This window comes from Photobacterium sp. HL06, from assembly GCF_059552575.1.
In genome coordinates this window covers 1,547,173-1,572,357 of the sequence record NZ_CM183915.1, presented here as the reverse complement: position 1 = coordinate 1,572,357, position 25,185 = coordinate 1,547,173, and the positions used below count along the sequence as shown (strand labels likewise).

At 44.4% G+C, this 25,185-nt stretch carries 20 protein-coding genes; 13 read left to right on the top strand and 7 right to left on the bottom strand.

Annotation, left to right across the window (positions count from 1 at the left end; translation table 11 throughout):
* Nucleotides 1-5: 5 nt before the first annotated feature.
* A complete protein-coding gene (locus tag AC51G0_RS25065) occupies nt 6-851 on the bottom strand; it encodes an MBL fold metallo-hydrolase (protein WP_496302285.1) in 846 nt (281 codons plus the stop codon).
* Between the two features lie 205 nt (nt 852-1,056).
* On the opposite strand from AC51G0_RS25065, the gene AC51G0_RS25060 reads away from it, so the two are divergent.
* The gene (locus AC51G0_RS25060) at nt 1,057-1,851 is read left to right on the top strand and encodes an AraC family transcriptional regulator (protein ID WP_496302284.1); all 795 of its coding nucleotides are present in this window, start codon (nt 1,057-1,059) and stop codon (nt 1,849-1,851) included.
* 82 nt (nt 1,852-1,933) lie between these two features.
* The gene (locus tag AC51G0_RS25055) at nt 1,934-2,872 is read left to right on the top strand and encodes a DUF3179 domain-containing protein (RefSeq protein ID WP_496302283.1); all 939 of its coding nucleotides are present in this window, start codon (nt 1,934-1,936) and stop codon (nt 2,870-2,872) included.
* Between the two features lie 114 nt (nt 2,873-2,986).
* Here the strand turns inward: AC51G0_RS25055 and AC51G0_RS25050 are convergent, their stop codons facing one another.
* Entirely contained in the window at nt 2,987-4,174 is a 1,188-nt protein-coding gene (locus AC51G0_RS25050) for a dicarboxylate/amino acid:cation symporter (RefSeq protein WP_496302282.1), read from the bottom strand.
* A gap of 818 nt (nt 4,175-4,992) precedes the next feature.
* Between AC51G0_RS25050 and AC51G0_RS25045 the strand changes: the two genes are divergently transcribed.
* The 5 genes from AC51G0_RS25045 (at nt 4,993) to AC51G0_RS25025 (ending at nt 10,564) form a co-directional block, all read left to right on the top strand.
* Nucleotides 4,993-6,768: an acyl-CoA dehydrogenase family protein gene (locus AC51G0_RS25045; RefSeq protein ID WP_496302281.1), complete on the top strand. Its 1,776-nt coding sequence runs from the start codon at nt 4,993-4,995 to the stop codon at nt 6,766-6,768.
* Nucleotides 6,769-7,229: 461 nt separating this feature from the next.
* Entirely contained in the window at nt 7,230-7,790 is a 561-nt protein-coding gene (locus AC51G0_RS25040) for a porin family protein (RefSeq protein WP_496302280.1), read from the top strand.
* Between the two features lie 195 nt (nt 7,791-7,985).
* A complete protein-coding gene (locus AC51G0_RS25035; RefSeq protein WP_496302279.1) occupies nt 7,986-8,840 on the top strand; it encodes a LysR family transcriptional regulator in 855 nt (284 codons plus the stop codon).
* A 193-nt stretch (nt 8,841-9,033) separates the two neighbouring features.
* Nucleotides 9,034-9,924, top strand: coding sequence for an EamA family transporter (locus AC51G0_RS25030; protein ID WP_496302278.1), 891 nt, complete (start codon nt 9,034-9,036; stop codon nt 9,922-9,924).
* A gap of 19 nt (nt 9,925-9,943) precedes the next feature.
* Nucleotides 9,944-10,564, top strand: coding sequence for a nitroreductase family protein (locus AC51G0_RS25025; RefSeq protein ID WP_496302277.1), 621 nt, complete (start codon nt 9,944-9,946; stop codon nt 10,562-10,564).
* 89 nt (nt 10,565-10,653) lie between these two features.
* Here the strand turns inward: AC51G0_RS25025 and AC51G0_RS25020 are convergent, their stop codons facing one another.
* Both AC51G0_RS25020 and AC51G0_RS25015 read right to left on the bottom strand, forming a co-directional pair.
* Nucleotides 10,654-11,214 (bottom strand): sugar O-acetyltransferase, encoded by a 561-nt coding sequence (locus AC51G0_RS25020; protein WP_496302276.1) that lies wholly within the window; start codon nt 11,212-11,214, stop codon nt 10,654-10,656.
* Nucleotides 11,215-11,429: 215 nt separating this feature from the next.
* Nucleotides 11,430-12,326: a LysR substrate-binding domain-containing protein gene (locus AC51G0_RS25015; RefSeq protein WP_496302275.1), complete on the bottom strand. Its 897-nt coding sequence runs from the start codon at nt 12,324-12,326 to the stop codon at nt 11,430-11,432.
* Nucleotides 12,327-12,499: 173 nt separating this feature from the next.
* Here AC51G0_RS25015 and AC51G0_RS25010 point away from each other — a divergent pair, with 173 nt between their 5' ends.
* Nucleotides 12,500-13,420, top strand: coding sequence for a DMT family transporter (locus AC51G0_RS25010; RefSeq protein WP_496302274.1), 921 nt, complete (start codon nt 12,500-12,502; stop codon nt 13,418-13,420).
* Between the two features lie 981 nt (nt 13,421-14,401).
* Complete coding sequence (locus tag AC51G0_RS25005; RefSeq protein ID WP_496302273.1) at nt 14,402-14,947, top strand: sugar O-acetyltransferase; 546 nt, start codon at nt 14,402-14,404, stop codon at nt 14,945-14,947.
* Between the two features lie 53 nt (nt 14,948-15,000).
* Here the strand turns inward: AC51G0_RS25005 and AC51G0_RS25000 are convergent, their stop codons facing one another.
* On the bottom strand, nt 15,001-15,873 hold the full coding sequence (locus AC51G0_RS25000; RefSeq protein WP_496302272.1) for a DMT family transporter: 873 nt from the start codon (nt 15,871-15,873) through the stop codon (nt 15,001-15,003).
* A 154-nt stretch (nt 15,874-16,027) separates the two neighbouring features.
* Nucleotides 16,028-17,053 (bottom strand): GlxA family transcriptional regulator, encoded by a 1,026-nt coding sequence (locus AC51G0_RS24995; protein ID WP_496302271.1) that lies wholly within the window; start codon nt 17,051-17,053, stop codon nt 16,028-16,030.
* A gap of 130 nt (nt 17,054-17,183) precedes the next feature.
* On the opposite strand from AC51G0_RS24995, the gene AC51G0_RS24990 reads away from it, so the two are divergent.
* Nucleotides 17,184-17,795 (top strand): LysE family translocator, encoded by a 612-nt coding sequence (locus AC51G0_RS24990; protein WP_496302270.1) that lies wholly within the window; start codon nt 17,184-17,186, stop codon nt 17,793-17,795.
* Nucleotides 17,796-17,877: 82 nt separating this feature from the next.
* Here the strand turns inward: AC51G0_RS24990 and AC51G0_RS24985 are convergent, their stop codons facing one another.
* Nucleotides 17,878-18,990: a methyl-accepting chemotaxis protein gene (locus AC51G0_RS24985; protein ID WP_496302269.1), complete on the bottom strand. Its 1,113-nt coding sequence runs from the start codon at nt 18,988-18,990 to the stop codon at nt 17,878-17,880.
* A 518-nt stretch (nt 18,991-19,508) separates the two neighbouring features.
* On the opposite strand from AC51G0_RS24985, the gene AC51G0_RS24980 reads away from it, so the two are divergent.
* The 3 genes from AC51G0_RS24980 (at nt 19,509) to AC51G0_RS24970 (ending at nt 25,181) form a co-directional block, all read left to right on the top strand.
* Entirely contained in the window at nt 19,509-21,584 is a 2,076-nt protein-coding gene (locus AC51G0_RS24980; RefSeq protein WP_496302268.1) for a methyl-accepting chemotaxis protein, read from the top strand.
* Nucleotides 21,585-22,102: 518 nt separating this feature from the next.
* Nucleotides 22,103-22,225, top strand: coding sequence for a hypothetical protein (locus AC51G0_RS24975; protein WP_496302266.1), 123 nt, complete (start codon nt 22,103-22,105; stop codon nt 22,223-22,225).
* A gap of 199 nt (nt 22,226-22,424) precedes the next feature.
* Nucleotides 22,425-25,181, top strand: a complete 2,757-nt coding sequence (locus AC51G0_RS24970; RefSeq protein ID WP_496302265.1) for an EAL domain-containing protein — start codon at nt 22,425-22,427, stop codon at nt 25,179-25,181.
* The last annotated feature ends 4 nt before the right edge of the window (nt 25,182-25,185 follow it).

Sequence of the window (25,185 nt, the reverse complement as noted above, 5' to 3'; positions counted from 1 at the left end):
TCAGTTCACGAGAACCTAACGGGGATTTTGAAAAATCGCTCAGGGAGCTGCCCAGCCCTAATATTCACCTGTACCGAAGGGTACAGCAGTTTCGGGGCATCGAGCTGACTATCCCTTTCTCGCCGAAACTTAATAAACTCATCTTTTGTCACACAGTGGTTGAGGTGAATATTCTCAGCTTTACTTTCTGCAACGGACGTTAAACAAGCTAGAGCACGGCCACCTGGCTGGTAGTCATGGCAAACCCATAATTTAGTCTCATCTGGCAAGTCATAGATCCGCCGGATGCTCTCGTACAGCTGTGCCGCATCCCCTCCGGGAAAATCACAGCGCGCCGAACCAAAATCAGGCATAAACAGGGTATCACCAACAAAAGCATTTCCCTCAATCACATAAGTAACGCTATCAGTTGTATGGCCCGGTGTTGCTAGCACCTGACCCGTTACAGTGCCAAACGAAAAGTTCTCGTTGTCATCAAACAAGTGGTCAAAACCATCACGGCCATCAACCAAGTCTTCATCAGGGATAGAGAGTAGATCCTTAAACGCACTTTGAACCTCTATAATCCCTTTACCCACCGCAATCTTCCCGCCAAGCTGATCCTTTATGTAACTTGCCGCCGAGAGGTGATCAGCGTGCGCATGGGTTTCTAATACCCAGTCCAACATCAGGTCTTTGTTTCGAATAAAGGCAATGATCTGATCAGCAAAGCAAGTCCTCACCTTGCCAGAGTTCACGGCAAAATCTAAGGCACTATCGATCACAACAGCATGGCCACCGACACAATCAAACACAATATAGCTCAGGGTGGATGTATCCTGGTGATAGAATTTTTTAACCTGAACCGTCATAAGGTGCTCCTCCTCGCCAACAAAATAAGCTTGATGCGTGAAAGTAGAATGATCTGATAAGTCTAGCCTTCGCTATAGCCCCCATCAAAACTGAAGAACTGTTACGCCTGTATATTTTGGTAGGCACAATAAAGATAAATCCTTGCCAAGCTACGAATCGCTGATTAACTTAGCTACTTCCACCCTGTATAGAAACAAACTTAAGATGAAGAAAATCTACCAGCCATTATTTGATAACAATAATCCCCCAGGAGAGATTTTCTTTGGTCACGAAGTATTTCTTCCCAATACCACCACTCCGAGGCATAGCCACTCGTGGGGCCAGCTGCAACTGATCAATGGTGGTATTCTCGAGCTCACTACCGATGAGAAGCGCTTTCTGTCACCGTCACAATATGCGGTTTGGGTGCCCGCAGGTATCGAGCACGAAAGCTATATGCGGCGCAGCTTAAATTACTGTTCGATGAATATCGTATCACCACTGGCCGATGCTCTTCCCCGCTATGCCTGCTTGCTCGAAGTCAGCCCTATCATGGAGGCAATCATTGGCGATCTGAAAGACAGACGCATTGCCGTACCGGAGTCGGAGCAAGATTTGCGGTTGGTAAAAGTCCTGCTGGATCAGGTCTTAAAAGCCAAGGAGCACGATCAATTCTTGCCCAATAGCGATGACAAGCTGCTTAAACCTATTTTACAGGAACTGGAACTGAACCCAACGACACCCAAAACGATCAAAGACTGGGCGAACCAACTCCATACGACGGAGCGGACCCTAGCGAGACACTGCCAGGACAAGCTAGGAATGAGTTTCACCGAATGGCGGCAGCGCCGTAAGTTTATTTACTCGTTACATTTATTACGCAAGGGCATGTCAGTAAAGGAAATAGCCCTAACCTTGGGCTATCATCAGGCTTCCCCTTTTATCACCTTATTCAAACGGCATGCCCAGTGCACACCAGAGCAATACCGGCAGCGGTTCTATACCAATACGGAGCGATAAACGACAAAAATTACCCTACAGTTTATTGAAAGATCTCCATCAAGCCACGGTCTGTATCTTAGAAGCGCGATAAGGGGGAATAATGAAGCTGTTGTTCACACTTTTCTACGGACTTATCTTCACTCTGCCGTTAAGTATGCATGCTGCATCGCTTAACGGCTTTAATCTTGATCGCCTTACCGTTCCTACCGAGCAAATCCTTTCAGGCGGTCCGGGTAGAGATGGCATACCCGCCATTCTCAACCCGCATTTTATTGATGCAAGCAAAGTACGGTTCTTAAAAAACCACGATACTGTGCTGGGCCTTACAATGAACGGCAAGAGCAAAGCCTACCCCATCAAAATTCTCAACTGGCATGAAGTCGTTAACGACAGTATGGATAGTCAAAAATTTGTGATCAGCTATTGCCCGCTATGTGGATCGGGGATGGCTTTTCTTACCCAGCAAGGTAACCAAACACTGACTTTTGGTGTTTCAGGCCTGCTCTATAATTCCGACGTCCTCATGTATGATCACCAAACGGAATCACTGTGGTCGCAAATTCGAGGCAAAGCCATCAGCGGGGCTTCTTCGGGCATGTCATTAACCCAATACCCACTGAAACTGACCCGCTGGAAACAATGGCTATCAGATAATCCAGATACTCTGGTTCTATCAACCAAAACAGGTTATTACCGAAGTTATTCGCAAGACCCTTATGCAGGCTATAGCCGTACTCCTCGCCTGTATTTCCCGGTAGCCAACCAGGCACCATCAAGTTATGCGACCAAGGAAACGGTATTGGGATACAAAGGAAAACAGAAACAAATCGCTTTTCCCCTGTCAGAATTGCGGAAGCATGATCAAGGAAAGTTCGGTTATCAATTTGATGGACAAAAGCTGAACATTCATTGGGATAGTCAAAACCAGTCGGCCTGGATCACCGATCCAAGTGGAAAACCGCTAGCCTCAACCATGTTGTATTGGTTTGCCTGGTATGCGTTTTATCCTGACACTGAAGTGTTCAAGGCTGCTAACTAGTCAAGAGCAGGTAGCTATTGATACTGAAAGGAATGTGATACAGAAAGGGATGGTTGTCTGGTTAAATCGAAGGCTTCCTTGCCTTCTCTATTAGCTTAAGAAAATAAGAATAAGTTAGATTGCGTCTTCTACCGGCACCAACTCTTCCTGTACCTCACCTTGTGCACCTGAAAGCTTGTCAATAAGCAAAGCAATCACGCCATCGCCAGTCACATTGCAGGCAGTGCCAAAACTATCCTGGGCCAAGTGCAGTACAATTTGCAGGGCTATCATTTCTTCGGTAAAGCCAAGCATTGAGCCCAGCAAGCCGACAGAAGCCATGACTGCACCACCCGGCGCACCCGGCGCGGCAACCATAGTAACACCCAGCATAGCGATAAACGGCAAAGCTTCGATCAGGCTAGGTACCGCGCCTGCCCCCGTCATGATGATAACGGCAACAGCCACACTGGCGATACTGATCACCGAGCCTGACATATGGATATTGGCGCACAATGGAACAACGAAATTGGCAATGGTATTTGATACACCATTGCGTTTAGTTTGCTGCATTGTGACCGGAATGGTTGCAGCGGAGGACATTGTACCAATAGCGGTTAAGTAGGCCGGCATCATAGTACGCAGCAATTTAAGCGGAGATTGCTGTAGAGCCATGCCTGCGGTAACGAACTGGACCGACAGCCAGAACCAGTGCATCGCAATAACGGCAAGCAACACCAAACTGAACGTATGTAGGGTCGCAAATACAGTGCCTTTTACGGTCATATCAGCAAATACGCCAGCGATATAAAATGGCAGTGCCGGAATGATCACTTTATTCAAAAACAGCTCAATAATATCGCGGCCCTGATCGCTGACTTTTTTCAGGTGCTCTGCGCCTGTGCTTGAGATCCCCAAACCGAACATAAAGGCAATGGTTAATGCCGTCATAATGTTCATTACCGGTGGGATTTTAAGCTCAAGAAATGGTGCGAGAACGGTTTTCGCCTCAGGCATTTCTCCGGCTCCACTAAGCAAAGCAGGGAACAGGCTCTCTGCGATAGTGAACGCAAAAATACCGGCTCCTAACGTGGATAAATAAGCCAAACCGACCGTTTTTCCCAGTAGTTTTCCTGAGTTTTTAGGTAGATTTGCAATGCCACTGGTTACATAAAATAGTATTAACAAAGGAATGGTAAACTTGATAAGCTGGCTAATAAATACCTTTGCCGTAATCAGACTTCTAATGACTATATCTGGGGCAAACATCCCCAGCAGGATACCTGCAACTATTCCACACAGTAGCTTTATAATTAACTTCATTATATTGACCTATAACTTTTTCTTGATTTCACAAAGTGACAAATAAAATGTTAACTAGCCGCCCGCTCTCCCTTCATTTGGCGGAGAGTAATGGAAGCTAATTGAAAATAGTTTGTGTTAATTAATTTAATAATAAATATAATTAATTAGTTTATGAAAAAACGTATCAAAATCTTAAGAACTGAACACATAGTTCCAACCCAACAATTTCGTTACACCTGTAACATTTAACGCCAATGTTAGGAACGGATTGCTGTCTACTGAATATTCTAATAATACGGTTCATTCCTAATCGGTCGATGAAAGCTGTGCCAAAATAGACATTCATCAAGCGAATGCAACTAAAAAGCGCTATCACATACAGAATGAGAGGGCCAACTGAATAATATTTAATAAAGCCCCTTTATATAGGGATATTTTAAATATTATTCACCTCTAGATCATTTATCGAACAACAGCAGGCTACTACCCCTCTCGGCGATAAGGTCATGATAATGTGCCTTAATATATGCCACTGGTTACCCATTGACTTGTAACATTCTCTCGGTAAGAACGGCGAAACATGAACAAGATAAGTGATGTTATCTGTTTGAAAGCCAATTACTAATATGAAATATGGCACTTATGATCAAGCAATCAATCGAAAGACCTCGCACACTGAAAGCCATTATTACTGAGTTTAATGTGACCCCCTCCACACTAGAGTAATTACTCATGTGAAAAGGTCGTTTTTTAGCCTAATGTTAAGCTTGGTTAACACGTTGTAACGTTAACGTTTTTTAGGGCGCAATATCTTTACGGCTATTGAGGGAGTTTCAATGAAAATGTTAAACCTGCCAAAAAATTTCTTATTCAAAAAACAACCTACTCTGCGTCATTCCACGGCCATGACGAAAGGGGTATTACTTAACCCAAAGACCGATAATTACGAGCAGTTGGACGAAGCCTCGCAAAAGTTGATTAAAAACACCATTGCCTTCTTTGAGCAACGAGGAAAAGCCAAACTTAAACATGACGATCATGAACGGCTTTGGTATGCGGACTTTTTAGAGTTCGTGAAGAAAGAACAACTCTTTGCGACCTTGCTTACTCCTGATACTTACGGCGATAAAGATGCCCGATGGGATACGTTCCGCAACTGTGCGCTAAACGAAGTACTAGGATTTTATGGGCTGGCTCACTGGTATACCTGGCAGGTTAGCATTTTAGGCCTCGGGCCAATCTGGATCAGCAACAATGAGAAAGTAAAACAACGAGCAGTCAATTTACTGAAAGACGGTGGCATTTTTGCTTTTGGTTTATCAGAAAAAGAACATGGCGCTGATATCTACGCCAGTGACATGTATCTGACACCGCAAGACGATGGCACTTACCGAGCTAACGGTAGCAAGTACTATATCGGGAATGGCAACAAGGCCGCACTGGTTTCCACCTTTGGTAAATTAACAGATACCGACGAATACGTGTTCTTTGTCGTGGACTCTCAGCATGAAAACTACGAGTTAGTCCAAAATGTTGTTAATTCGCAAAACTATGTGGCCGAATACCGCCTCAATGACTACCCGATCCGCGAAGAGGACATTCTGGCAAAAGGACGGGATGCCTGGGATATGGCGCTCAATACCGTCAATATCGGTAAATTCAACCTTGGCTGGGCATCCATCGGCATCTGTACCCACTCCTTCTATGAAGCTATTAACCATGCCTCTCAGCGACGTCTATTCGATCACTATGTGACAGACTTTGTTCATATCAAGCTGTTATTTACCGAGGCCTATGCCCGCCTCACCGCAATGAAACTATTTGCCCAACGAGCGATCGATTATATGCGCGCGGCAGAACCTGACGATCGGCGTTATCTGTTATTCACCCCAATGGTAAAAATGAAGGTGACCACCCAGGGTGAAGAGGTAATGAACCTGCTATGGGATGTAATCGCCGCCAAAGGTTTTGAGAAAAACATGTACTTCGAAATGGCGGTAAAGGATATTCGCGCCTTACCTAAGTTGGAAGGTACCGTTCACGTCAATATGGCGTTGATACTCAAATTTATGGGCAACTACTTCTTTAAGCCAGGTAAGTTCCCGGAAATCCCGCAAATGGATCAAGCAACCAATGATGACTTTTTGTTTAATCAGGGGGCAACCAAGGGACTGGGTAAAACGCAATTCCATGATTATCGCGAGGTCTACGGCAAAGTGGACTTACTCAACGTCAACCTGTTTAAAAAGCAGATCCGCCTGTTGAAGATCCTATTGCTCGTGGGTAAACCCACCAAAGAGCAGACCAAAGACTTCGATTTTCTGTTGAATTTAGGCGAGCTGTTCACACTAGTGGTGTACGGGCAGCTAATTTTGGAAAAAGCCCAAATGATGGATCTCGATGATGATATGGTTGAACAGATCTTTGACTTTATTATCCGGGATTTCTCAAAATTTGCTCTGCAGCTCGGTGCGAAATCTAGCGCAACACTGATCCAGCAGAAAATCTGTGATCGTATGATCAAGCGCCCAACAGTTGACGATGAACGCTATCAACGGGTGTTAGATAATTATGTGTATGTGACAAAAGACCAATATGAGATGAACCCATGATCGTTTTAAGAACACCGTAGTTGTGTCGCTAATAACAGCCCGTATTCACGGGCTGTTACATCAATAAGGATATAATTAGTATCAGCGTCTTGGATCAAACAAGCGCACATCGGTTTGTTTTTCTTAGGCAACACCGTCCGGGTAGGCCTACCTTTTATTCCCTTTACACTTTAACACCATATTTAAATTACTAATTGGCATCAAAAGTATTACTCACCATACGTTCTAATCGCCAATAATAACAAATCTAATTATTAACACTCTGCAATTTACATACCTATAACATACATAATAAAACACCAAGATAAATAAGAAAAAACAGCATGCTACAGTGTAATAAAATAATAAAAACTCATGACGCCCATCAAAAAAAAGGTAAAAAAAGGCAAAAAACCATTTATAACCAACAGTTTAAACTCTATCATTCACCGCGTTAATCTTTGTTGTATTGGAAAATAAAAATGAAAAAAACACTTATTGGTCTAGGGATCATTACAGCACTCTTTCCAGCCTTAGCAAACGCAGGCAACGGATACATCGGTGGCTCATTCGGACAAGCCACCTATAACGATGTATTTTCATCAGAACTTGAAGAAGCAGCCTCTGATGTGGGTGTGGAACTTGATGACTCAGACACTGGCTTCAAGTTTTTTGGCGGTTACCGCGCCAGTGAGTATGTAGCTCTCGAAGTTTTTTATACAAACCTTGGTGAAATATCAATGTCATCAAGCACTGAAGAAATTGCCATTGAATCCGATAGCCTCGGTGCTTCGTTTGTCGGCTTAATACCTCTATCAAAGAATTTTGAGCTGTTTGGTAAATTGGGTTTCCATGCATGGGACTCTACGATAGAGCTTTCAGATGACGTGTCTATCAACGCTGCCGATGGAAGCGATATAATGTATGGTGCAGGTGCCGCTTACAGATTCGATAAACTTTCAATTCGTGCCGAATACGAGCGTTATATGCTTGATGATCAAGATGTAGATCTCATGTCTATTGGCTTTGCATACCACTTCTAACAATAGTAAAAACTATGAGGACATCCTTCATGAAGGATATCCTCATAGTTTTCAGGCTTATTCACGTTCATCCATAACACTAATATTTGCCACTTATTTCAAAACCCAGTCTTGCATTCTCAATCATTATCTCGGTTGCTTTTTGTTATCTATCACTGAATACTGCCTATGGATCACATTAAGGATAATTGAACCATGTTTAACAAAACGACCATCGATCAGTGGCGTGTGTTTGCAGCGATCATCGAAACGGGCAGTTTTTCCAATGCGTCAAAAATGCTGTTCAAATCGCAGCCCGCGTTAAGCTCGACGATAAAAAATCTTGAAGCTATTACCGGGAAAAAATTATTTACTCTGGAAGGAAGACGAGCCGTTCCCAGCCCTTTTGCGCTTCAACTCTTGCCATTAGTCAAAACCTTCCTTGCCGAGGCTAACTTACTCGAACAAACAGCCTGCCAGCCTAGTGAGCAGGCAAATAGAACGCTTTCACTCGCAATTGATACCCTATTCCCCCAACACCGCTTGGCCCATGCCCTCGAGGTTTTTACCCGGTATCACCCTAACATTAACCTTAAAGTCTACGAATCGACCCTGTCACTCGCCAAAGAAATGCTAGAGGATAACCGAGTTTGCGCTATTATCTCTTCGCTGACTCTCGCAGGGCATACCTCAACGCCGATTGCCTCTGTCAGTAAATACCTGGTTGCTGCTCATTCACACCCTCTGACAGCAATGGAAAGCGTAGAACTGCAAGACTTAACAGAATATTGCCAGATACTCCTGACCGATCTCGGCTCAAGATCCAACCTCTCAACCGGGTTACTTCCTGGCAAACATCAAATAGCAACAAGTAATATCTCAAGTTCAGCTAATCTCGTTAGCCACGGTATCGGCTATGCCTGGCTACCCGAAAGCGCTATCGATGAAAAGACAATGTCGAGAATTAATCTCGAAGACTACGCTACTCGTGAGCTACTACTCCAGTATACTTACCACCCTAAGAATAAAGATGCCGATTTACTCATAGAGCTTAAAACATTACTACAATAATTAAACTTTAATGGCCTGAACACTAGATAATAGAAGTAGGCCTTTACTATTATTATTTAAACCCCATAATCAACACATAACCAAACCTTATAATCATCATAATAAATAGCGATGTTTATTTAAAGCCAGTAACATTGATCAACCCATAATTACCTGTCAGAGTTAACTTAGTTCAAGATAACAGGCATTAACTATGTTAGACAGTATACGAAATATATTACTGACCGCGCTTGCACCCGTAATTTGGGGCTCAACCTATATCGTAACGACAGAGTTACTTCCGGAAAACCAGCCATTTACGGCTGCTGTTATTCGTGCAGTTCCTGCAGGTTTAGTTTTATTGCTACTTTTTCCCGCCAAATTAAATCGAGACAATGGATTTAAAATCTTCCTTTTATCCATACTTAACATTGGCATATTCCAGGGGCTGCTTTTCGTTGCGGCCTACCGGTTACCCGGTGGGATTGCCGCCGTTGTTGGTGCACTACAGCCTATCATGATCATGGCTATCATTTGGTTGATTGATCATACCAAGCCCAAGCTAAGTGTCTTAGCCTGCGGTCTCATTGCCGTCATCGGGATGTCGGCAATATTCCTCAATAAGGGGGCGTTGTGGGATCAGATTGGTTTACTCGCTGCTTTCATTGGCACAGTCTCAATGTCGTTTGGCACTTTTCTATCAAAACGATGGGGCTCGGAAATGCATATTATGTCGTTCACAGGGTGGCAATTACTACTCGGTGGAATATGCCTTGTTCCATTTTCCATTGCCTTTGATAGCCCCGTAGTAGAAATCACATTCGATAATATAATTGGTTATTTTTATTTAAGCTCTTTCGGTGCCCTACTCGCATATGCTTTGTGGTTTAGAGGCATTAAGAAGTTACCATCAACATCTGTATCATCTTTAGGCTTACTCAGTCCGGTAACAGCAATAATTCTTGGTTGGTTATTCCTGGGCCAAAGCTTAGAGCTAAAACAAACATCTGGCGTCATTATTGTCCTGATATCAATCTTATTTATTGTTAACAAAACAAACACTCAGAATAAAACACCAGAGCCAATTTCATCACCAAACATTTAGAATTCATGGAGATTTAATAATGAAACCAGCAACTATACAAAATTATTTGGAAAACCGCTCAACTACTGGAAAATTTGACCCGACAAAGGATGTAAGTAAACACACCATTTCTGAATTAGTCAGGCTAGCAACCTATTCACCATCTGCATTTAATATGCAGAACTGGAGATTCATTGCTGTTCGCTCAGATAGCCAGAAAGCGAAATTGTGCGAGGCAGCCTATGGCCAACAACAAGTCAAAGACGCCTCCGTCACCTATATCGTTTGCGGCGATCTTGATGGTTACAAGAAGTTAGACCACACCCTCCAACCATCAGTAAGCGAGGGAATTATCTCTGAAGAGATCAAAAATCTGTGGGTCGGCATGGTAACAGGATCCCACCAGGACAACTCGCAACTAAGAAGAGATGAAGCAATTCGCTCAGCCTCTCTGGCGACAATGAGCCTAATGTTCGCAGCCAACGAGCTAGGGCTCGCTACCGGTGTTGTCGGTGGGTTTGATCCTGACGCTGTAAAAACAGAGTTCAAACTATCTCAGTCTGTCGTCCCTGTGATGCTTGTTACTGTCGGCTATAGGGCAGAAGGAAATTGGACACAAAAACTACGTAAGCCGCTTCAGGAAGTACTGGAAGTTGTGTAGCTTAAAACGGGCCTGAACGGTGAGTGATCAAAGCAATCGCTCACCATTCGCAACGACTGCCTGTCAGATAATCGCTAATAATGAACATACTATTGCTTAGGCGTTATTTCTTTTATCGGTTTCGCCGGCGCCCCGACACACACTGTATTGGCTGGCAAGTCTTTGTTGACTACGCTCCCGGCCCCCACTACCACATTGTCACCAATCGTCACGCCCGGGCAGACAGTCACATTCGCACCAAACCAGACATCGTTACCTATGGTTATACTCTTGGCAAATTCCTCGCCGGAAGCCCGCTCGACCGGATCTAACGGGTGCCCAGCCGTTGAAATCACCACTCCCGGTGCCAGCAGGCAGTTATCGCCAATGTGGATCGGGGCACAATCAAGGATGGTACAGCCATGGTTAGCGTAAAAGCCTTTACCAATCTTAATGTTGTACCCGTAGTCGCAATTAAATGGTGACTCGATACAGGCATCGCTCTCTTTCCCCAGCAGCTCGCTGATCAGCTCCCGACGCTCTTTCCCCTGTGCAGGGCTGAGGTGGTTAATCTTGAAGCATAGCTCTTTGGCTTTCTGGCGCTCTTCGAGCAATTCTGGGTCCCAGGCCTGATACATCAGGCCTGAGATCATCTTTTCTTTCTCGGTCATGCTGATCCCATATATTACTAATACCAAACTGTCGATATTATGAAGATAAGCATCCATTTTAGCCCGATGATATTGGCTCTCTGCATACAAAAATCCACGTATGATCACACTTGGTAAGGTTTGTATTTCTAGCACAGCAACAAACTAATCATGCTGAAAATCAGGCAAAGGCAGACCATTAGCGAAAGCTATGCATCAGCAACCATTTTCTGCATTTAAGGCTTGGCAAATTCACTTTTGAGCCAATTACGCAACGTCATTACGCTCTCCAGTTTCAGTTTTTCCAGCGTACAGACAAAGTAGAAATCCTGATAAGGATTGGGCACAGGCTCACCGATTTGTACCAGCATACCGTGTTTAATATCATCACGAACAAATTGCTTATGGGTAATAAGCACCCCAAGCCGTCGGATGGTCGCCTGCACAGCCTGAATCGATGCCGTAAAAGTGAGGTTCTTCTGCTGGCTCGGTACTGACATCTGATTAGCCTGACACCACACCTGCCAGTCATTTTTTCGCCGGGGGTTTGCTGCGTAAATTGCCGGATATCGGGACAGCAACAACTCTGGTGCCAACAGGGCACTCTGATCAAGCAGATGGGGGCTGCACACCATGATCAGCTCATCATCCCCCAGCTTTTCACAGTAATAGTTCTGCCACTCGTCTGGTTTGCCATGAAGCAGAGCAACATCAACGCCTTCACGATCGAGGTCGAATACTTGAATAAGATTGGAAATACGAATATCAATATGCGGGGCAAGTTGCTGGAAGTCAGGAACCCGCGGGATCCACCAATGCAGGGCCAGCGAATTAACCATGTTCAGTGTCAGTCGATTACCCTGCCCTTCTCGGGCTAACGATTCACTGGCCTCGACAATCTGTGTCAGCGCCGGGGCAACCTTGCGGTAATACTTGCGCCCCTCATGATTGAGCTCGACCCGACGCCCGACACGCCGAAACAATGGCAGGTTTAACTGGCCTTCCAATGCCTTAATAGCCTGGCTCACTGCCGAGTGGCTGACACTCAGTACATCGGCCGCCTCGGTCATACTCCCGGTTTCGGCCACCGCGACAAAAGCATAAATAGACTTGAGTGGGATTAACTTTCTCATATGTAAGTTTTTCTAACAGTTTAGGTTAGTATTATTCGCTTTTTCGTCGGGTGCAAGCTGACTAGACTATTTATAACCCCTGACTGAGCAACCACAGTATCACCATGCCGTTTGATACCGATTTTTGACATTTATTCAGCCAATCGCTCAGGCAAGTCCTGTGGAGGGACAGAATGACCACCGACTTACGACCCGTTATTTTCATGCTTGCATCCACCTTCAGCCTATCATTGAACGGCTTGATGGCTAAATTGCTCAGTGATAGTTTCAGCACAGAAGTGTTGGGATTCTTGCGCTTTTTCCTTCCAGCCCTGCTCATGCTTACGATGTTGAAAATAACGGGGTGGATAGTACCGGATCGTAATAACTGGCGAACCATATTTATACGCTCACTCTGCGTTGTCGGCAGTCAGATGTGTTTTCTGATAGCACTGAATAACCTCACACTAGTGGAAAGTGTAGTGCTGTTTAGCACAGGGCCGCTATTCATGCCTTTGTTAGAAAAACTGTTACTAAAAACACCTATTCAGGCCCTTACCCTGTTTAATTTGGTATTAACGTTTATTGGTGTACTCCTCCAGGCTGGCAGTCCAGCCGGTATGGATATTCGACCAGAGCTACTAATTGGCCTGGCTGCGGGATTCTTCAACGCCTGCTCTCAGATCACCTTATTCAAAAGCAGCAAGGGCAACTTGCCGGCAGCCGCCCTCAATGGCTGGTGCTTCTTCATTGCCGGTATTGTTGTTCTCCCGCTGGCACTGGTTGATATCGGCCACAATGACTTTGCCATCCTACAAACCTCTGCCACCAGCCTGCACAACCTGGCTTTTCCTCTGCTTATTTTGCTGACAGTCAGCATAGTCAGTACCCAGATGTTCCGGGCAAAAGCCTACCGCCTTGCCCATTCAGGATCCCAGCTCGCACCGCTCATATTTACTAACCTGATGTTTGCGGTAATTTGGCAAATCAGCTTCTTTGACCAGCAACTGGCAGGGGCAAAAATTGTAGGAATTGGCTTGATTGTTCTCGCGACTATTATTAATACCTTTTGTCCAAAATGGTTATCAATGCAAAATAATGTTCCGGTAAAGTAGCCTAAACAACATGAAAGAACAGAAGAAACCCATACATCAAAGCACAATTATCAATGCAAACAGTATGCCCCCCTGCATTATTACCTATGAGCACTCACTTTTATATAAAAATCTGGGAGCAATATCACACAAAAGCCGGTAGGTTGATGCATAATACCACCCTCATCCATACTAAATACTAATCAATAGGCTATTAATGCATTGCTGCAACCAACCTTTCGTTTGCCTGGTCAAAAGAAACATTTGGCAACGGCTCTTTTTCAAAGCTGTGTATCGCTGCAAAAATTGCGGTTCAATTGTTAAGTTATAACAATTGAAATTATTCAAACTGCTTACAATCGAATATCCAGGAAAGAATAAAATACATTTCATAATTTCTTACTTATGTGAATAAACAAGTACTACAAATATTAACGTTCCAGTAAGAATCAATAACAAGCATTATTGTCAATTCTCAACTGAGAAACAGATAGAAAACAATCGCCTTGAGTGATATTTAATCGTTGGCTACATATAGAAATGGACTTACTAGATAAAATACATGACCACAAGCATGAAACATCTCAATGCCTCATAGAAAGAAATCTATGCAAGAAGAAAATCAGAGTCATTAACAATAAGTTAAAAAGTGCCGTAGCTTCCGGAAACGCAAGAAAGACACTCTTCCTTTTGGATTCATTGGAACAAGCTATTTCAGAATTACAATCAACCTATGTTTTGAAGTAATGTGTTGTTAACAGTTCCCGCTATAAAACGATAACTGCATATTCGCCTTGATCGCTATACTACTCAAACAACGCTGTAGTGTTAAAAAAGAGCCTCTCTAGAGGCTCTTTACTCAAAGTTACCCGACCAGTATCAGCTCGACACTATTAGCTCCCAAATCACATTCCCTTGAGGGTTATCAATACCTGCTCCGCTCTTCAGATTACACTTATATCCAATCAGCATCATATTGGTAGACTCAGCGAAGGTAATACGATGACCGAATTTGAAAAAATGGTAAGCGGGGAAGATTTTAACGGCCTGGATCCGGAAATCACCGCAATCAGAGAGCGTGCCTCGACACTGAAACAACAGATCAACAATAACCCTGGTGAAGCGTTACCGGCCCTATTACAGCAGCTACTAGGCTCCTTTGGAGAAAGCAGCATAGTCACACCACCGTTCCTGTGCGAGTTCGGCAAAACTATTCATATCGGCAGCAATACCTTCCTCAATATGGGGGTCACTATGCTCGACAATACCGAGATAAAAATTGGTAATAATGTGCTTATAGGGCCAAACGCTCAGTTCTACACTCCAACCCATTCACTGGACTACCAGAGCCGCCGCCGCTGGGAGACCACCTGCAAGCCCATCATTGTCGAAAACGATGTCTGGATTGGCGGCCAGGTGGTGATTTGCCAAGGTGTCACAATAGGCGCCCGCTCAGTCGTCGCGGCCAACTCCACGGTTACCAGAGATGTCCCGCCAGATACAATGGTTGGCGGCTCGCCAGCCAAGATCATTAAGAAGATCAATTAGAGAAAAGACTTACCCAAAGGAAGGAATAATAACAAGGACGTTATTAATATTTCCTACCCATTTACAACTACTTCGCTATCCACTGGTACTTGCCTATTACTTTCCCTGACATTGAGGGTATTACCTACCACCATGAGCAAGCCTCCCAGCAAAACAGCCAACTCAATCGCTTCGCCATAGAACAGCATACCAACCACGGCAATCAACGGCAGACGGAGAAAATCGAGCGTCACCACAACACTGGCATCGGCATGCTGCATCGCCTTGGCAATACAAAAGTGGGCTGATAAGCCGGTAAGCCCGACAACCAGCAGATACAGCCAATCAGCCCCTTGCGGCGTCTGCCAGTCCATCAGGGTGAAAGCCAAACTAATCGGCAGCTGGATAAGAGACATATAAAACAAGATAGTGAGGGGCATTTCGGTTTGAGAAAGGGGCTTGGTCGCGACATACGCCGCCGCAAAGCTGATCGCAGCCAGCAGGACTATCAAGGATCCGGGGTTAAACACAGCGACACTCGGCTGAATAATGATGATAACGCCGAACAATCCCATCGCCATAGAAGCTAACTTCACTTTGGTCAACTGCTCACCAAGAAATACGCAGGCAATCAATAATGTCCACAAAGGAACCGTAAATTCAAGCGCGAATACTTCAGCCAGTGGCAGCAAAGTAATACCGACAAACCAGCAATATTGGCCTAAAAAGTTAACGAGGTTACGGCCGACTTGCAAAGAAGCCCTCTCTGTTTTCAGCAAAGACCACTGACGACGGTACATAACAATCGCGGTGATCACCGCAAGACCAATCATGCTACGAAAAAAAAGCATTTCAAATGGTGAAATACGATCCCCGAGCTCCCTCACACCAATTGCCATTAGTGAAAAAGACAGTAGGGTGCCAATCATCCAGTACACAGCAGTCATCAAATACCTCATAATCCATAAAACTAGAAAATGAGTCGTGCCTTTATCTATTCAGCATTCCAGCCACCAGCCATACTAAAAGCAGACACAGACCTCCTATCAGAAAGGCCAACGATATCAGCTTTTGAGTTTATTATTGTTAACAGAGTCACAGCTAAGAGATTGATTTACGCAAAGTATTCGGGCTAACGCCGAAGCGCTTGCGGAAAACTTTGCACAGGTAGCTGACATCTTGGATCCCAACTTCGTCGGCCAGGTATTGCAAGCTATGATCAGAATTTATCACTCGCCAGTGAACATGCTTCAAGCGCATCTCAGCCCAGTACTCACGAGCCGTTTGGCCTAAATGCTCCTTAAACAGCCGATCGAGCTGACGCCTGCTAATGCCCAGCATACCGGCAAGCTCGTCCACCGTTTTTTGCTCTGCCAGCAACTGACGCATCAGGCCTATTGCTCGTCCGACATGCCGCCCTGCCGCATTGTTTGCCCTAATGTCCTCATCCAGAGATTTAAGCTGGTGAAGCTGATCCCGGGCTTCATCCACCAACATATCTGCCAACCCTTTCAATGCCTTGGTACGTCCACAATGACGCGCTACCAATTCAACAGCTAAATCAACCGCCGCACTGCCTCCGGCGCAGCTTATCCTTTTACCATCGATGCAATAGAGTTGCTCTGTACGGATATCTATTCGAGGAAAAGCCGTTCGAAACTCCTGTATATGGCGCCAGTGCACCGCCACGCTGTGATCATGCAATAAGCCTGCAGCCGCAAACAGAAAGCAGGCATTATCAATACTCACCAAGGTGACGCCTTTGGCCGCAGCCTGGCGCAACACGCCACCGTAAAGATCGATCAGTTGCTGGCTACTTCGCGCACTGCGACCGCCAAACACTACCAAATAGTCGTAACTCGCCAAATCAATGTCAGCGATAGTCCGCTGCACGGCAACAGGCACGCCGCTACTGGATGTTATATGTTCCTTATCAACACCAACAATCTCCCACATACAATACCGCTGCCGACTGTGATCCTCCTCGTCCGCAGAAAAACGCAGCTTATCGAGGAAACCACCAAACGGCAGCATATTGAATTCAGGCAGCGGCAGTAATAGAAACCGTACGTCAGGCGACGAACCATGTGGCGGCAACTGTTGTTGAAGTGTGTCTGATTTCGACATAAGGATAAATCCATTGTTTGCATGTCTAAATATTACCTCAAAACAGCCAAATAACACCCTGAACATAGGTGCTTTCCACCTTATACTTGGCCCATCGCTTCAAACCAATACGTGAAAAATAGGAACGCATATGACTTTAGAGGCCTGGCTCATTTATCTGGTCACGGTTATCGGATTATCTTTCGCACCCGGGCCTAATGGTCTGTTAGCGCTTACTCATGGCGCGATGTACGGCCATAGAAAAACCCTCGCAACTATCTGTGGCGGTGTACTTGGCTTTATTGTGTTAATCGCACTGTCTATGTTTGGTATTGGAGCCGTTCTATTGGCTTCTTCTGAAGTGTTAACGGTCTTTAAATGGATGGGTGGGGCTTATCTGATCTGGCTGGGGATCCAACTCTGGCGCTCGCCAGCAATCAGCCTAGCCCCAATCGAAAACAGGGCGAGTAAAAGTCAGTTTGCCCTGTTCAGGCAAGGCGGCCTTGCTGCCCTTTCGAACCCTAAGGTATTACTATTTTTCGGCGCGTTCTTGCCACAGTTCATCGAGCCAACGCAGGCACTGCTACCTCAATTTGTTGTGATGGCCGCTACATTTGCCGTAGTTGAGTTTACCGTTGAGTACCTGCTTGCACGGGTGGCCTACAAAGTCCGACCGTGGCTAGAGCGCAGCGGCAAGCGTTTCAACCAAGGCTGCGGTGGTATCTTTGCCTTGCTCGGTGCCAGCCTGCCTTTAGCTCAATAGCCCTCTTAAGAAATTTGTGCGGGTAAGCGAAATACGGAACTTACGGAATAGGAACCTCGCTTATCCGCACTGCCGCCATCGACTACCCCAACTCTCCCGTTAGTTTCAACAGCGTCTTTTCAACGATAAGGTACTGCTCTTCCATCAGAGCGATCTGCTCTCGCGCTCCCTGCTCATCCCCTTGCACAGCTCGCTCAACCGCTGCTTCAGCATGCTCATGCACTCGCTTATGAGGTACCTCCAGCGACATAAATAAGCGATTGCCTTGAAATTCCTTCCTGACGCTATCCGAGTAGTACCACTTGCCAATACCGCAGTCTCGAGAAGAGATCACTGATGGTGGAATTGGCTTATCTGGGCTACTAGCGAACTTGATGATATCACTGCGTAAAAAGGTCTCATCAATCATTGCAAGTTCAAGCTTAGAACGCCAATTCGCCGCTTCCAGATCAGTCTGGGTCTCACCGATACGCTCAAGTTGAGTCCCCAGGTTATTCATGGTGGTTGCGGTATCACTGGCAATTTGATCAACCCGACCAGACAAAGTTTGATTCAAATCGCCGAGCTGAGAAGAACATTGAGTCAAGCTAGACAAGAATACATCTGCATCCTTGGCTGATGCGCCCGTCGTACCTGACAGCGCACGTACCTCATTGGCTACAATCGCAAACCCTCTGCCGTGTTCACCGGCCCTGGCCGCTTCAATGGCAGCATTCAAAGACAGCAAGTTCGTCTGCTCGGCAATTTTGCTGATATCACTGATCACCGCCGATGTTTTCTTGATCTCTTCATGCAACCCATCAAAGGTCGACATTTGTTGCCCCTGAAGCTCTGTCAGAGCAGTTAGTTCACTCGCAAGCTTCTCAATCCGCTCTTTGGCATCATGAGAAACAGCAACGGCTGTACCGATTGCCTGGCTACTTTGCAGCAAGTTTTCATCCAGCCACTCAAAAGACTTACGCATCCGTCCCATTCTCTGATACAAAGCGGATAATTCAGCCTCAAAGTGTTGCTTAGTATCGAGTGCGCTCTGTAGCTCCTCTTTATGTTCGAGAAGCTGCGCCTGTTGGCTTTCTATCAACTCACACTTTTGCTGCAACTCACCTTGAAGTTGTTTGAATGCAACATCAATTTGATCGCGTTCGGACTCACCGCGCTTACCTACTTTGCTCAACAGAAAAGAAACAACACCCATTAAACTGCACCTCATGCATGAACCTGGTAATGGCCTGCGCCACAACATAAGTTGCATTATACATGCAAGTTATTAGCTTGCACGATGCTTTATGGCCATATTTCAACAAAATAGCCATTTAGACTTAGCGTTCGAGATACAGCAGCCCAATATTTTCGGCGAGCATTGTGTTGAGGATGTTTTTAAATCCCGTTTAGTGCAATAAGCGAATGACTGTTATCAATATATTTATTTTGCGCCACACTAAATTAAGTCAATGCTCTAATCAAACGGGTAGTTTATAACGACAGATTCAACACATAAGTATTAATACATAATTGAATTCGCATTTATTATCCGGTATTTTTCCTAGCACCACAGATAAACAACAAGTTGCATTTGATGTGGTATTTTTGATTATAAAGAGTGCAATTTCCTATTTCCTTGACGACAAAATAATTACACCAATTACAAACCCTGTATAATACACTTCAGCTATACATCCACCTTGATACATATAAAATCAAAGAGTTAACATTGTGAAACTAACAATAAAAGCCAAACTTATAACAATGCTATGCCTTCCGTTGCTTATTATGGGGGGCTTTTTTATCACAAGTCTTATTGATACCGAAAAAACAGTTCTACAGACAGAAGAGAAGAACGTAAGTAACAAAGTTGAAAAATTATTAAATGACAACTTAAAAGGTCAGGTTGATACCGTTACCTTAGCCCTTACCGAATATTATGAAGACACCAAACTCGACAATATCAAAGCTGAGCTAGCAGCGGAGATCACCGATTTTAAAACCACTTTTGACAATATATATAACAACAGCACTTCAAACGTAGACGCCGAAGCGGCGATCTACACCTTTATCAACCAGTATCGCTGGAACGGTGGCCGTTACCTCTTTGCCTATGATGCGACATCAATTGTGAACCAGGCCAACGGGATCAATGCCAAGATTATCGGATCCAGCTCCTATGATTCGCAAGATACCAAAGGAAACTACTACGCCCGAAACATCGTTTCAGCTGCCAAAAACAATACTGTTGGATTCACCAGCTACTACTTTAGCAACCCGGCAACCAAAGAAATCGAAGAAAAGCTAACAGCATCGTTCTACTTCAAGCCACTCAATCTGGTCATCGCTACTGGTGAGTACATCAGTACATTACGACATGATGAAATCCAGGCCGCCCTTGATACAATCAGCTCAAGCAAATATGGTCAGAATGGCTACTTCTGGGTACAGGATAAAAACGGTAAAATCCTGTCCCACCCGAAGGCCTCGATTATCGGCACCGTTATTCCTGACACAACAGGCAAGATTGCAGGCATGCTAAGCGGTCAACCAGAGGCTTTTGTAAAAATTGCCTATGAAAACCCGACAACCAAGAAAACTGAAAACAAGATTGCCTATGCCAGGAAGATTTTCCCTGAATGGGGATGGACAATTGCCACTGGTGCTTATGAAAGTGATATCACCAGTATCCAAAAAGGGTTAACCAGCGCCACGGCAGAAATATTCGATCACAAAGTGTATATGAGCATCACGATTGCAACTGTCCTGCTGGTCGTCGCTCTTCTAGCTGTTGGGTGGGCCATTAATTCTATAATCAAAGGATTAGTCACTCTTAAGCAGCGAATTGATACGTTATCTACCGGGGAAGCAGATCTAACATCGCGAATTGATATTACCTCCCAAGATGAACTGGGCGATATCAGCCAGTCAGTCAATAACTTTATCGGCTATCTCCAGTCAATGCTGTTGGATATTTCGCAAGCCTCTACGCATATTACACAAAGTATCAACCAACTGACAGAACAGTCGGAGCGAAATAACCAAGCCTTAATCAACCATGCATCTGAAACAGATCAGGTGGTTACTGCCGTTACAGAAATGAGCTCAACGGCTGATACTGTCGCCCAAAGCGCCACGGAAACCGCAGCCAATACCCAGAAAGCCAATGAAGAGGCAATGGTATCAAAAGACACCGTCCTCGAAGCTTCGAATAGCGTCATTGCCCTTGTTGATGAAGTAGACGCCGCCTCATCAAGCATCAACACCATGAACGAAAATACCCAGCAAATTGTTAGCGTATTGGGCGTGATTGGTGACATTGCCGAGCAGACCAACCTGCTGGCACTGAATGCGGCAATCGAAGCAGCACGTGCCGGAGAGCAAGGACGTGGCTTTGCAGTAGTTGCCGACGAAGTACGTTCACTAGCAGCACGCACTCAGGCCAGCACGGCAGAAATCAACGAGATCTTAACCAAGCTACGCCAAGATGCCACCAACGCTGTTTCTGCAATGGAAGTAACCAAGACAAGCTGTGAGCGAACAGCGGCTAACACCGCCAATGTGACAGATAGTTTGGATACGATGACGGGGTCTATTGTCAAAATCAACGACCTCAGTACCCAGATTGCAACCGCTTCAGAAGAGCAAAGCTCGGTCACCGAAGAAGTCAGCCGTAATATGAACAACATTCGCGATATGGTTCTCGAGTTGACCCAAAACGGACAGGCAACGGTAGATAGTACCCAAAACCTAGCGGCCGCTAATGCGCAGCTAGATATACTGGTTAATAAGTTCAAGTTACAGTAGCCGGAGTCTTCCATTAGATATCAGCCCGCTTTTTAAGCGGGCTTTTTTTATCATAAGTACACTATAAAAATAATAACACCCATATAAACCCGACAGCTTCCTAGTTTACCAAGCCGAAAATAACTTTGAGTATATTTACTTTTCCATGAGTTCGATCTCACTATCTAGCAATATATTTAAGTAAAATCCTGCGTTTCAAATATAGCTATACAATGTCAGAACTAACTCAAATGAGAACGGGTAAAACCTACAATTGCCTGGATCCTGAATTACAGAAACTACAAGGCAAGGCCGTTACGGTTGCCACCTATCCCTAGGAAAGAAAAGTTATATCAATTGTGATGCCATCATCTTGGACAACGGTTGGGTCGAAATTGGCTCTGGGGTCATGTTGGCCCTCGGGTTCAGATTTATACTGCAGCCCATGCGTTGGATGCTGACGGCGCTTAGCCGGTGAGAAAACAGCCAAAACCGTCGTTATCGAAGATAGAGTCTGGATCGGTGGTGGCGCGATAATCTTGCCAGGGGTAAGAGTTGGAAAAGAAGCGATTGTGGGCGAAGGAGCTGTGGTTACCCGAGATGTTGCACCTGGCGATAGGGTTGTTGGTAACCCAGCCAAGTCTATTGTTAGCCCTTTATAAACATCCAAAAGACTGGATTGCCTGGTCAGCTATACTAGGCTGGCCTATATCACCTAAAGTGGACACAGCACGCACTTGTGCAACTAGCCCACACCAGTTTTGGTGTATTTATAGGCAGAAATGGCACTTTCCTATTGCAATTCAATCACAAGGAGAGCAATATTTATCCTCCACTATCAATCTGACTCCTCTTGCCTAAATGCCGCGTATAAAAAATAATAAACGAATTTACTTCGCCATTACGCTCTACGTGGCCTGGGTCATTGCCTTTGCTGCTTTCAGTTACTATCAAGAAAAGAAACAGCTTTATTCTGCTTTAGATCAGCAACTTGAAACTGCTGCTCTTACCATTCCGTTATTGTTGCCAAATAAGTTTCATAATAAGGAAATGGCAAAAAGTGATCTCTCAGCGCAGCAGGATATAGAAAACACCTTGAAGTTATCAGAATATACACGTAACAGTACAATCGCTTACATTTATACTCTGATATTGCAGGATGATAAAATTTTCTTTACTTCCTCGAGTGCATCCGACCATGAACTAAAGAGCCATGAAAACCTAACGTTTTTTTTCGATCACTATAATGATGTGGACCCTTTGGTATACCAAGTATTTCGCAATGGCGAAACAAGCTTTCTTGAATATACCGATAAGTGGGGACGTTTTCGTAGTATTTTTATTCCTCTCTATGCTGATGATGGTACAGTTTATGTCGCTGGTGCCGACCTTCCTATAAATCATATTGAAGCACTTCTTAGTGAAAACTTGTACCAGACGCTTGTGATTTCAGCGTTATTCTTACTATTGGTTTACCCTCTGTTTCTTGTGCTCACCTTAGAGTCCCGCAGTCTGGCTAAACGTTTGGAAAAAAGGATAGAGCAACGAACATCAGAGCTCGTTCAAAGCGAGGCAAAACTTAACTCAATTCTTGAGCATTCTCCCGTGGGTATTTTTCACTATGACGCTCATGGTCAATTGATTAAGACGAACAAACGTTTTGAGGAAATTATTGGTGCCAGCAGGGATACGTTGATTGGCTTCAACATGCTAACAAACCTTAAAGATCCCCAAATGCTCAAAGCCGTTCAGCAGTCTTTGTCTGGAAAATTCAGTTCTTTTGACGGTGCCTACACATCAATTACCGGTAACAGATTCATGTATCTCCACGCTGATTTTGTCCCCCTGTATTCAAGCTGTGGTGAAATAGAGGGCGGTGTTGGTGTATATGATGATACGACTGAAAAACAACAGAGTACAGACAACCTTAATAAACTTTCACTGGTGGTAGAGTGTAGCCCTAACAGCGTATTCATTACAGATACTAATGGTATTATTGAATATGTTAATCCCAAGTTCTCCAAAATTACGGATTATTCCTATGACGAAGCGATAGGAAAAAACGTTAACCTCCTTAAATCTGGAGACACAGATAAAAGTGTCTATGAAGAGTTATGGAATACAATACTGTCAGGTCATGAATGGTGCGGAGAACTACATAATAAAAAGAAAAATGGCGAGTTATTTTGGGCTCGAGTTAATATAATACCTATTTCAAACAATAAAGGGCTTATTACTCATTTCATTTGCATTCAAGAGGATGTAACAGAAGTAAGAGTTGTATCGCAAAAAATATCATACCAAGCTACGCACGACATGCTTACGGGGTTGATCAACCGGTATGAATTTGAAAATAGACTTGCCCGGCTAGTCGATGATGCACAACAAACAAATTCTACACATGCTGTCTGTTTCTTGGATCTCGATCAGTTCAAAATTATTAACGATACTTGTGGCCATGTGGCTGGCGATGAATTATTGCGTCAATTAAGTTTGTTATTACAAAAAACCATACAACCACAAGATACTTTAGCAAGAATTGGTGGTGATGAATTTGCTATTCTCATGAAGCACTGCAACCTAGAACAGGCTGAGAAAGCGGCTAATACTGTACTGGAATTAGTGAAAAAATTTCAATTCATGTGGATGAAAAACACATTCAGTATTGGAGCAAGTATTGGTTTAACTCAAGTCAACAAGACCTCCGGGAATACCACAGAAGTACTGATCCATGCCGATTCGGCTTGTTATGCCGCCAAAGATTTAGGCCGCAATAGGATCCATATCTATCACTCTGATGATGCGCTGCTCGCTAAACGAGAAGGTGAATTCCGCTGGGTTAATGAAATAAAAGACGCCTTAAACGAAAATCGGTTCGAGCTGTATGCACAACCCATTGTGCCCTTATCAGATTTACCTCATAAGCGCATTTATGAGGTACTATTACGCCTGCGAACTAAGGATGGCGATATTATTCCTCCCGGTGCTTTTTTTCCTGCCGCAGAACGCTATAACTTATCTCAGCCGATTGACCGTTGGGTCGTCGATCACACCTTTTCATGGTTAAACAAACACCAGCCCCAGCTTGATGATTTAGATCACCTAACGATTAATTTATCAGGTGCATCCCTAGGCGATAACGATTTACTTCGTCACATCATGCAGCAGATTGAAAGCAATAACCTAGCCCCTAGTAAGATCAAATTTGAAATCACGGAAACAGCCGCGATTAGCAACCTACGCGATGCAACCTTATTTATAAATACATTACGAGAGTTTGGCTGCCAGTTTGCCTTAGATGATTTTGGCAGTGGCTTATCATCGTTTGCATACCTCAAAAATTTAGCGGTTAGTACGCTTAAAATAGATGGCCTTTTCGTTAAAGATATATTGGAGAATCAGATTGACGGCGCAATGGTCAAATCAATCAATGAAATTGGCCATGTCATGGGCATGAAAACAATTGCTGAGTTTGTCGAGAATGATGCGATAAAAGAGCAGTTAAAAATAATTGGAGTAGATTTTGCGCAAGGATATGGTATTGGCAAACCGGAGCCTATCGATAATATCCTGAATGAGATCCCTATTGAAGTGGTGTGTGAGCGTCACGAAAGCTGATTGC

Coding starts and splice junctions, on each gene's coding strand:
- AC51G0_RS24995 (WP_496302271.1), bottom strand. CDS start 17,053: ATGTCGAAATCAGACACACTTCAACAACAGTTGCCGCCACATGGTTCG.
- AC51G0_RS25005 (WP_496302273.1), top strand. CDS start 14,402: ATGACCGAATTTGAAAAAATGGTAAGCGGGGAAGATTTTAACGGCCTG.
- AC51G0_RS24985 (WP_496302269.1), bottom strand. CDS start 18,990: ATGGGTGTTGTTTCTTTTCTGTTGAGCAAAGTAGGTAAGCGCGGTGAG.
- AC51G0_RS25040 (WP_496302280.1), top strand. CDS start 7,230: ATGAAAAAAACACTTATTGGTCTAGGGATCATTACAGCACTCTTTCCA.
- AC51G0_RS25035 (WP_496302279.1), top strand. CDS start 7,986: ATGTTTAACAAAACGACCATCGATCAGTGGCGTGTGTTTGCAGCGATC.
- AC51G0_RS25020 (WP_496302276.1), bottom strand. CDS start 11,214: ATGACCGAGAAAGAAAAGATGATCTCAGGCCTGATGTATCAGGCCTGG.
- AC51G0_RS25050 (WP_496302282.1), bottom strand. CDS start 4,174: ATGAAGTTAATTATAAAGCTACTGTGTGGAATAGTTGCAGGTATCCTG.
- AC51G0_RS25065 (WP_496302285.1), bottom strand. CDS start 851: ATGACGGTTCAGGTTAAAAAATTCTATCACCAGGATACATCCACCCTG.
- AC51G0_RS25025 (WP_496302277.1), top strand. CDS start 9,944: ATGAAACCAGCAACTATACAAAATTATTTGGAAAACCGCTCAACTACT.
- AC51G0_RS25015 (WP_496302275.1), bottom strand. CDS start 12,326: ATGAGAAAGTTAATCCCACTCAAGTCTATTTATGCTTTTGTCGCGGTG.
- AC51G0_RS25045 (WP_496302281.1), top strand. CDS start 4,993: ATGAAAATGTTAAACCTGCCAAAAAATTTCTTATTCAAAAAACAACCT.
- AC51G0_RS24990 (WP_496302270.1), top strand. CDS start 17,184: ATGACTTTAGAGGCCTGGCTCATTTATCTGGTCACGGTTATCGGATTA.
- AC51G0_RS25060 (WP_496302284.1), top strand. CDS start 1,057: ATGAAGAAAATCTACCAGCCATTATTTGATAACAATAATCCCCCAGGA.
- AC51G0_RS25030 (WP_496302278.1), top strand. CDS start 9,034: ATGTTAGACAGTATACGAAATATATTACTGACCGCGCTTGCACCCGTA.
- AC51G0_RS25000 (WP_496302272.1), bottom strand. CDS start 15,873: ATGACTGCTGTGTACTGGATGATTGGCACCCTACTGTCTTTTTCACTA.
- AC51G0_RS25055 (WP_496302283.1), top strand. CDS start 1,934: ATGAAGCTGTTGTTCACACTTTTCTACGGACTTATCTTCACTCTGCCG.
- AC51G0_RS25010 (WP_496302274.1), top strand. CDS start 12,500: ATGACCACCGACTTACGACCCGTTATTTTCATGCTTGCATCCACCTTC.
- AC51G0_RS24970 (WP_496302265.1), top strand. CDS start 22,425: ATGCCGCGTATAAAAAATAATAAACGAATTTACTTCGCCATTACGCTC.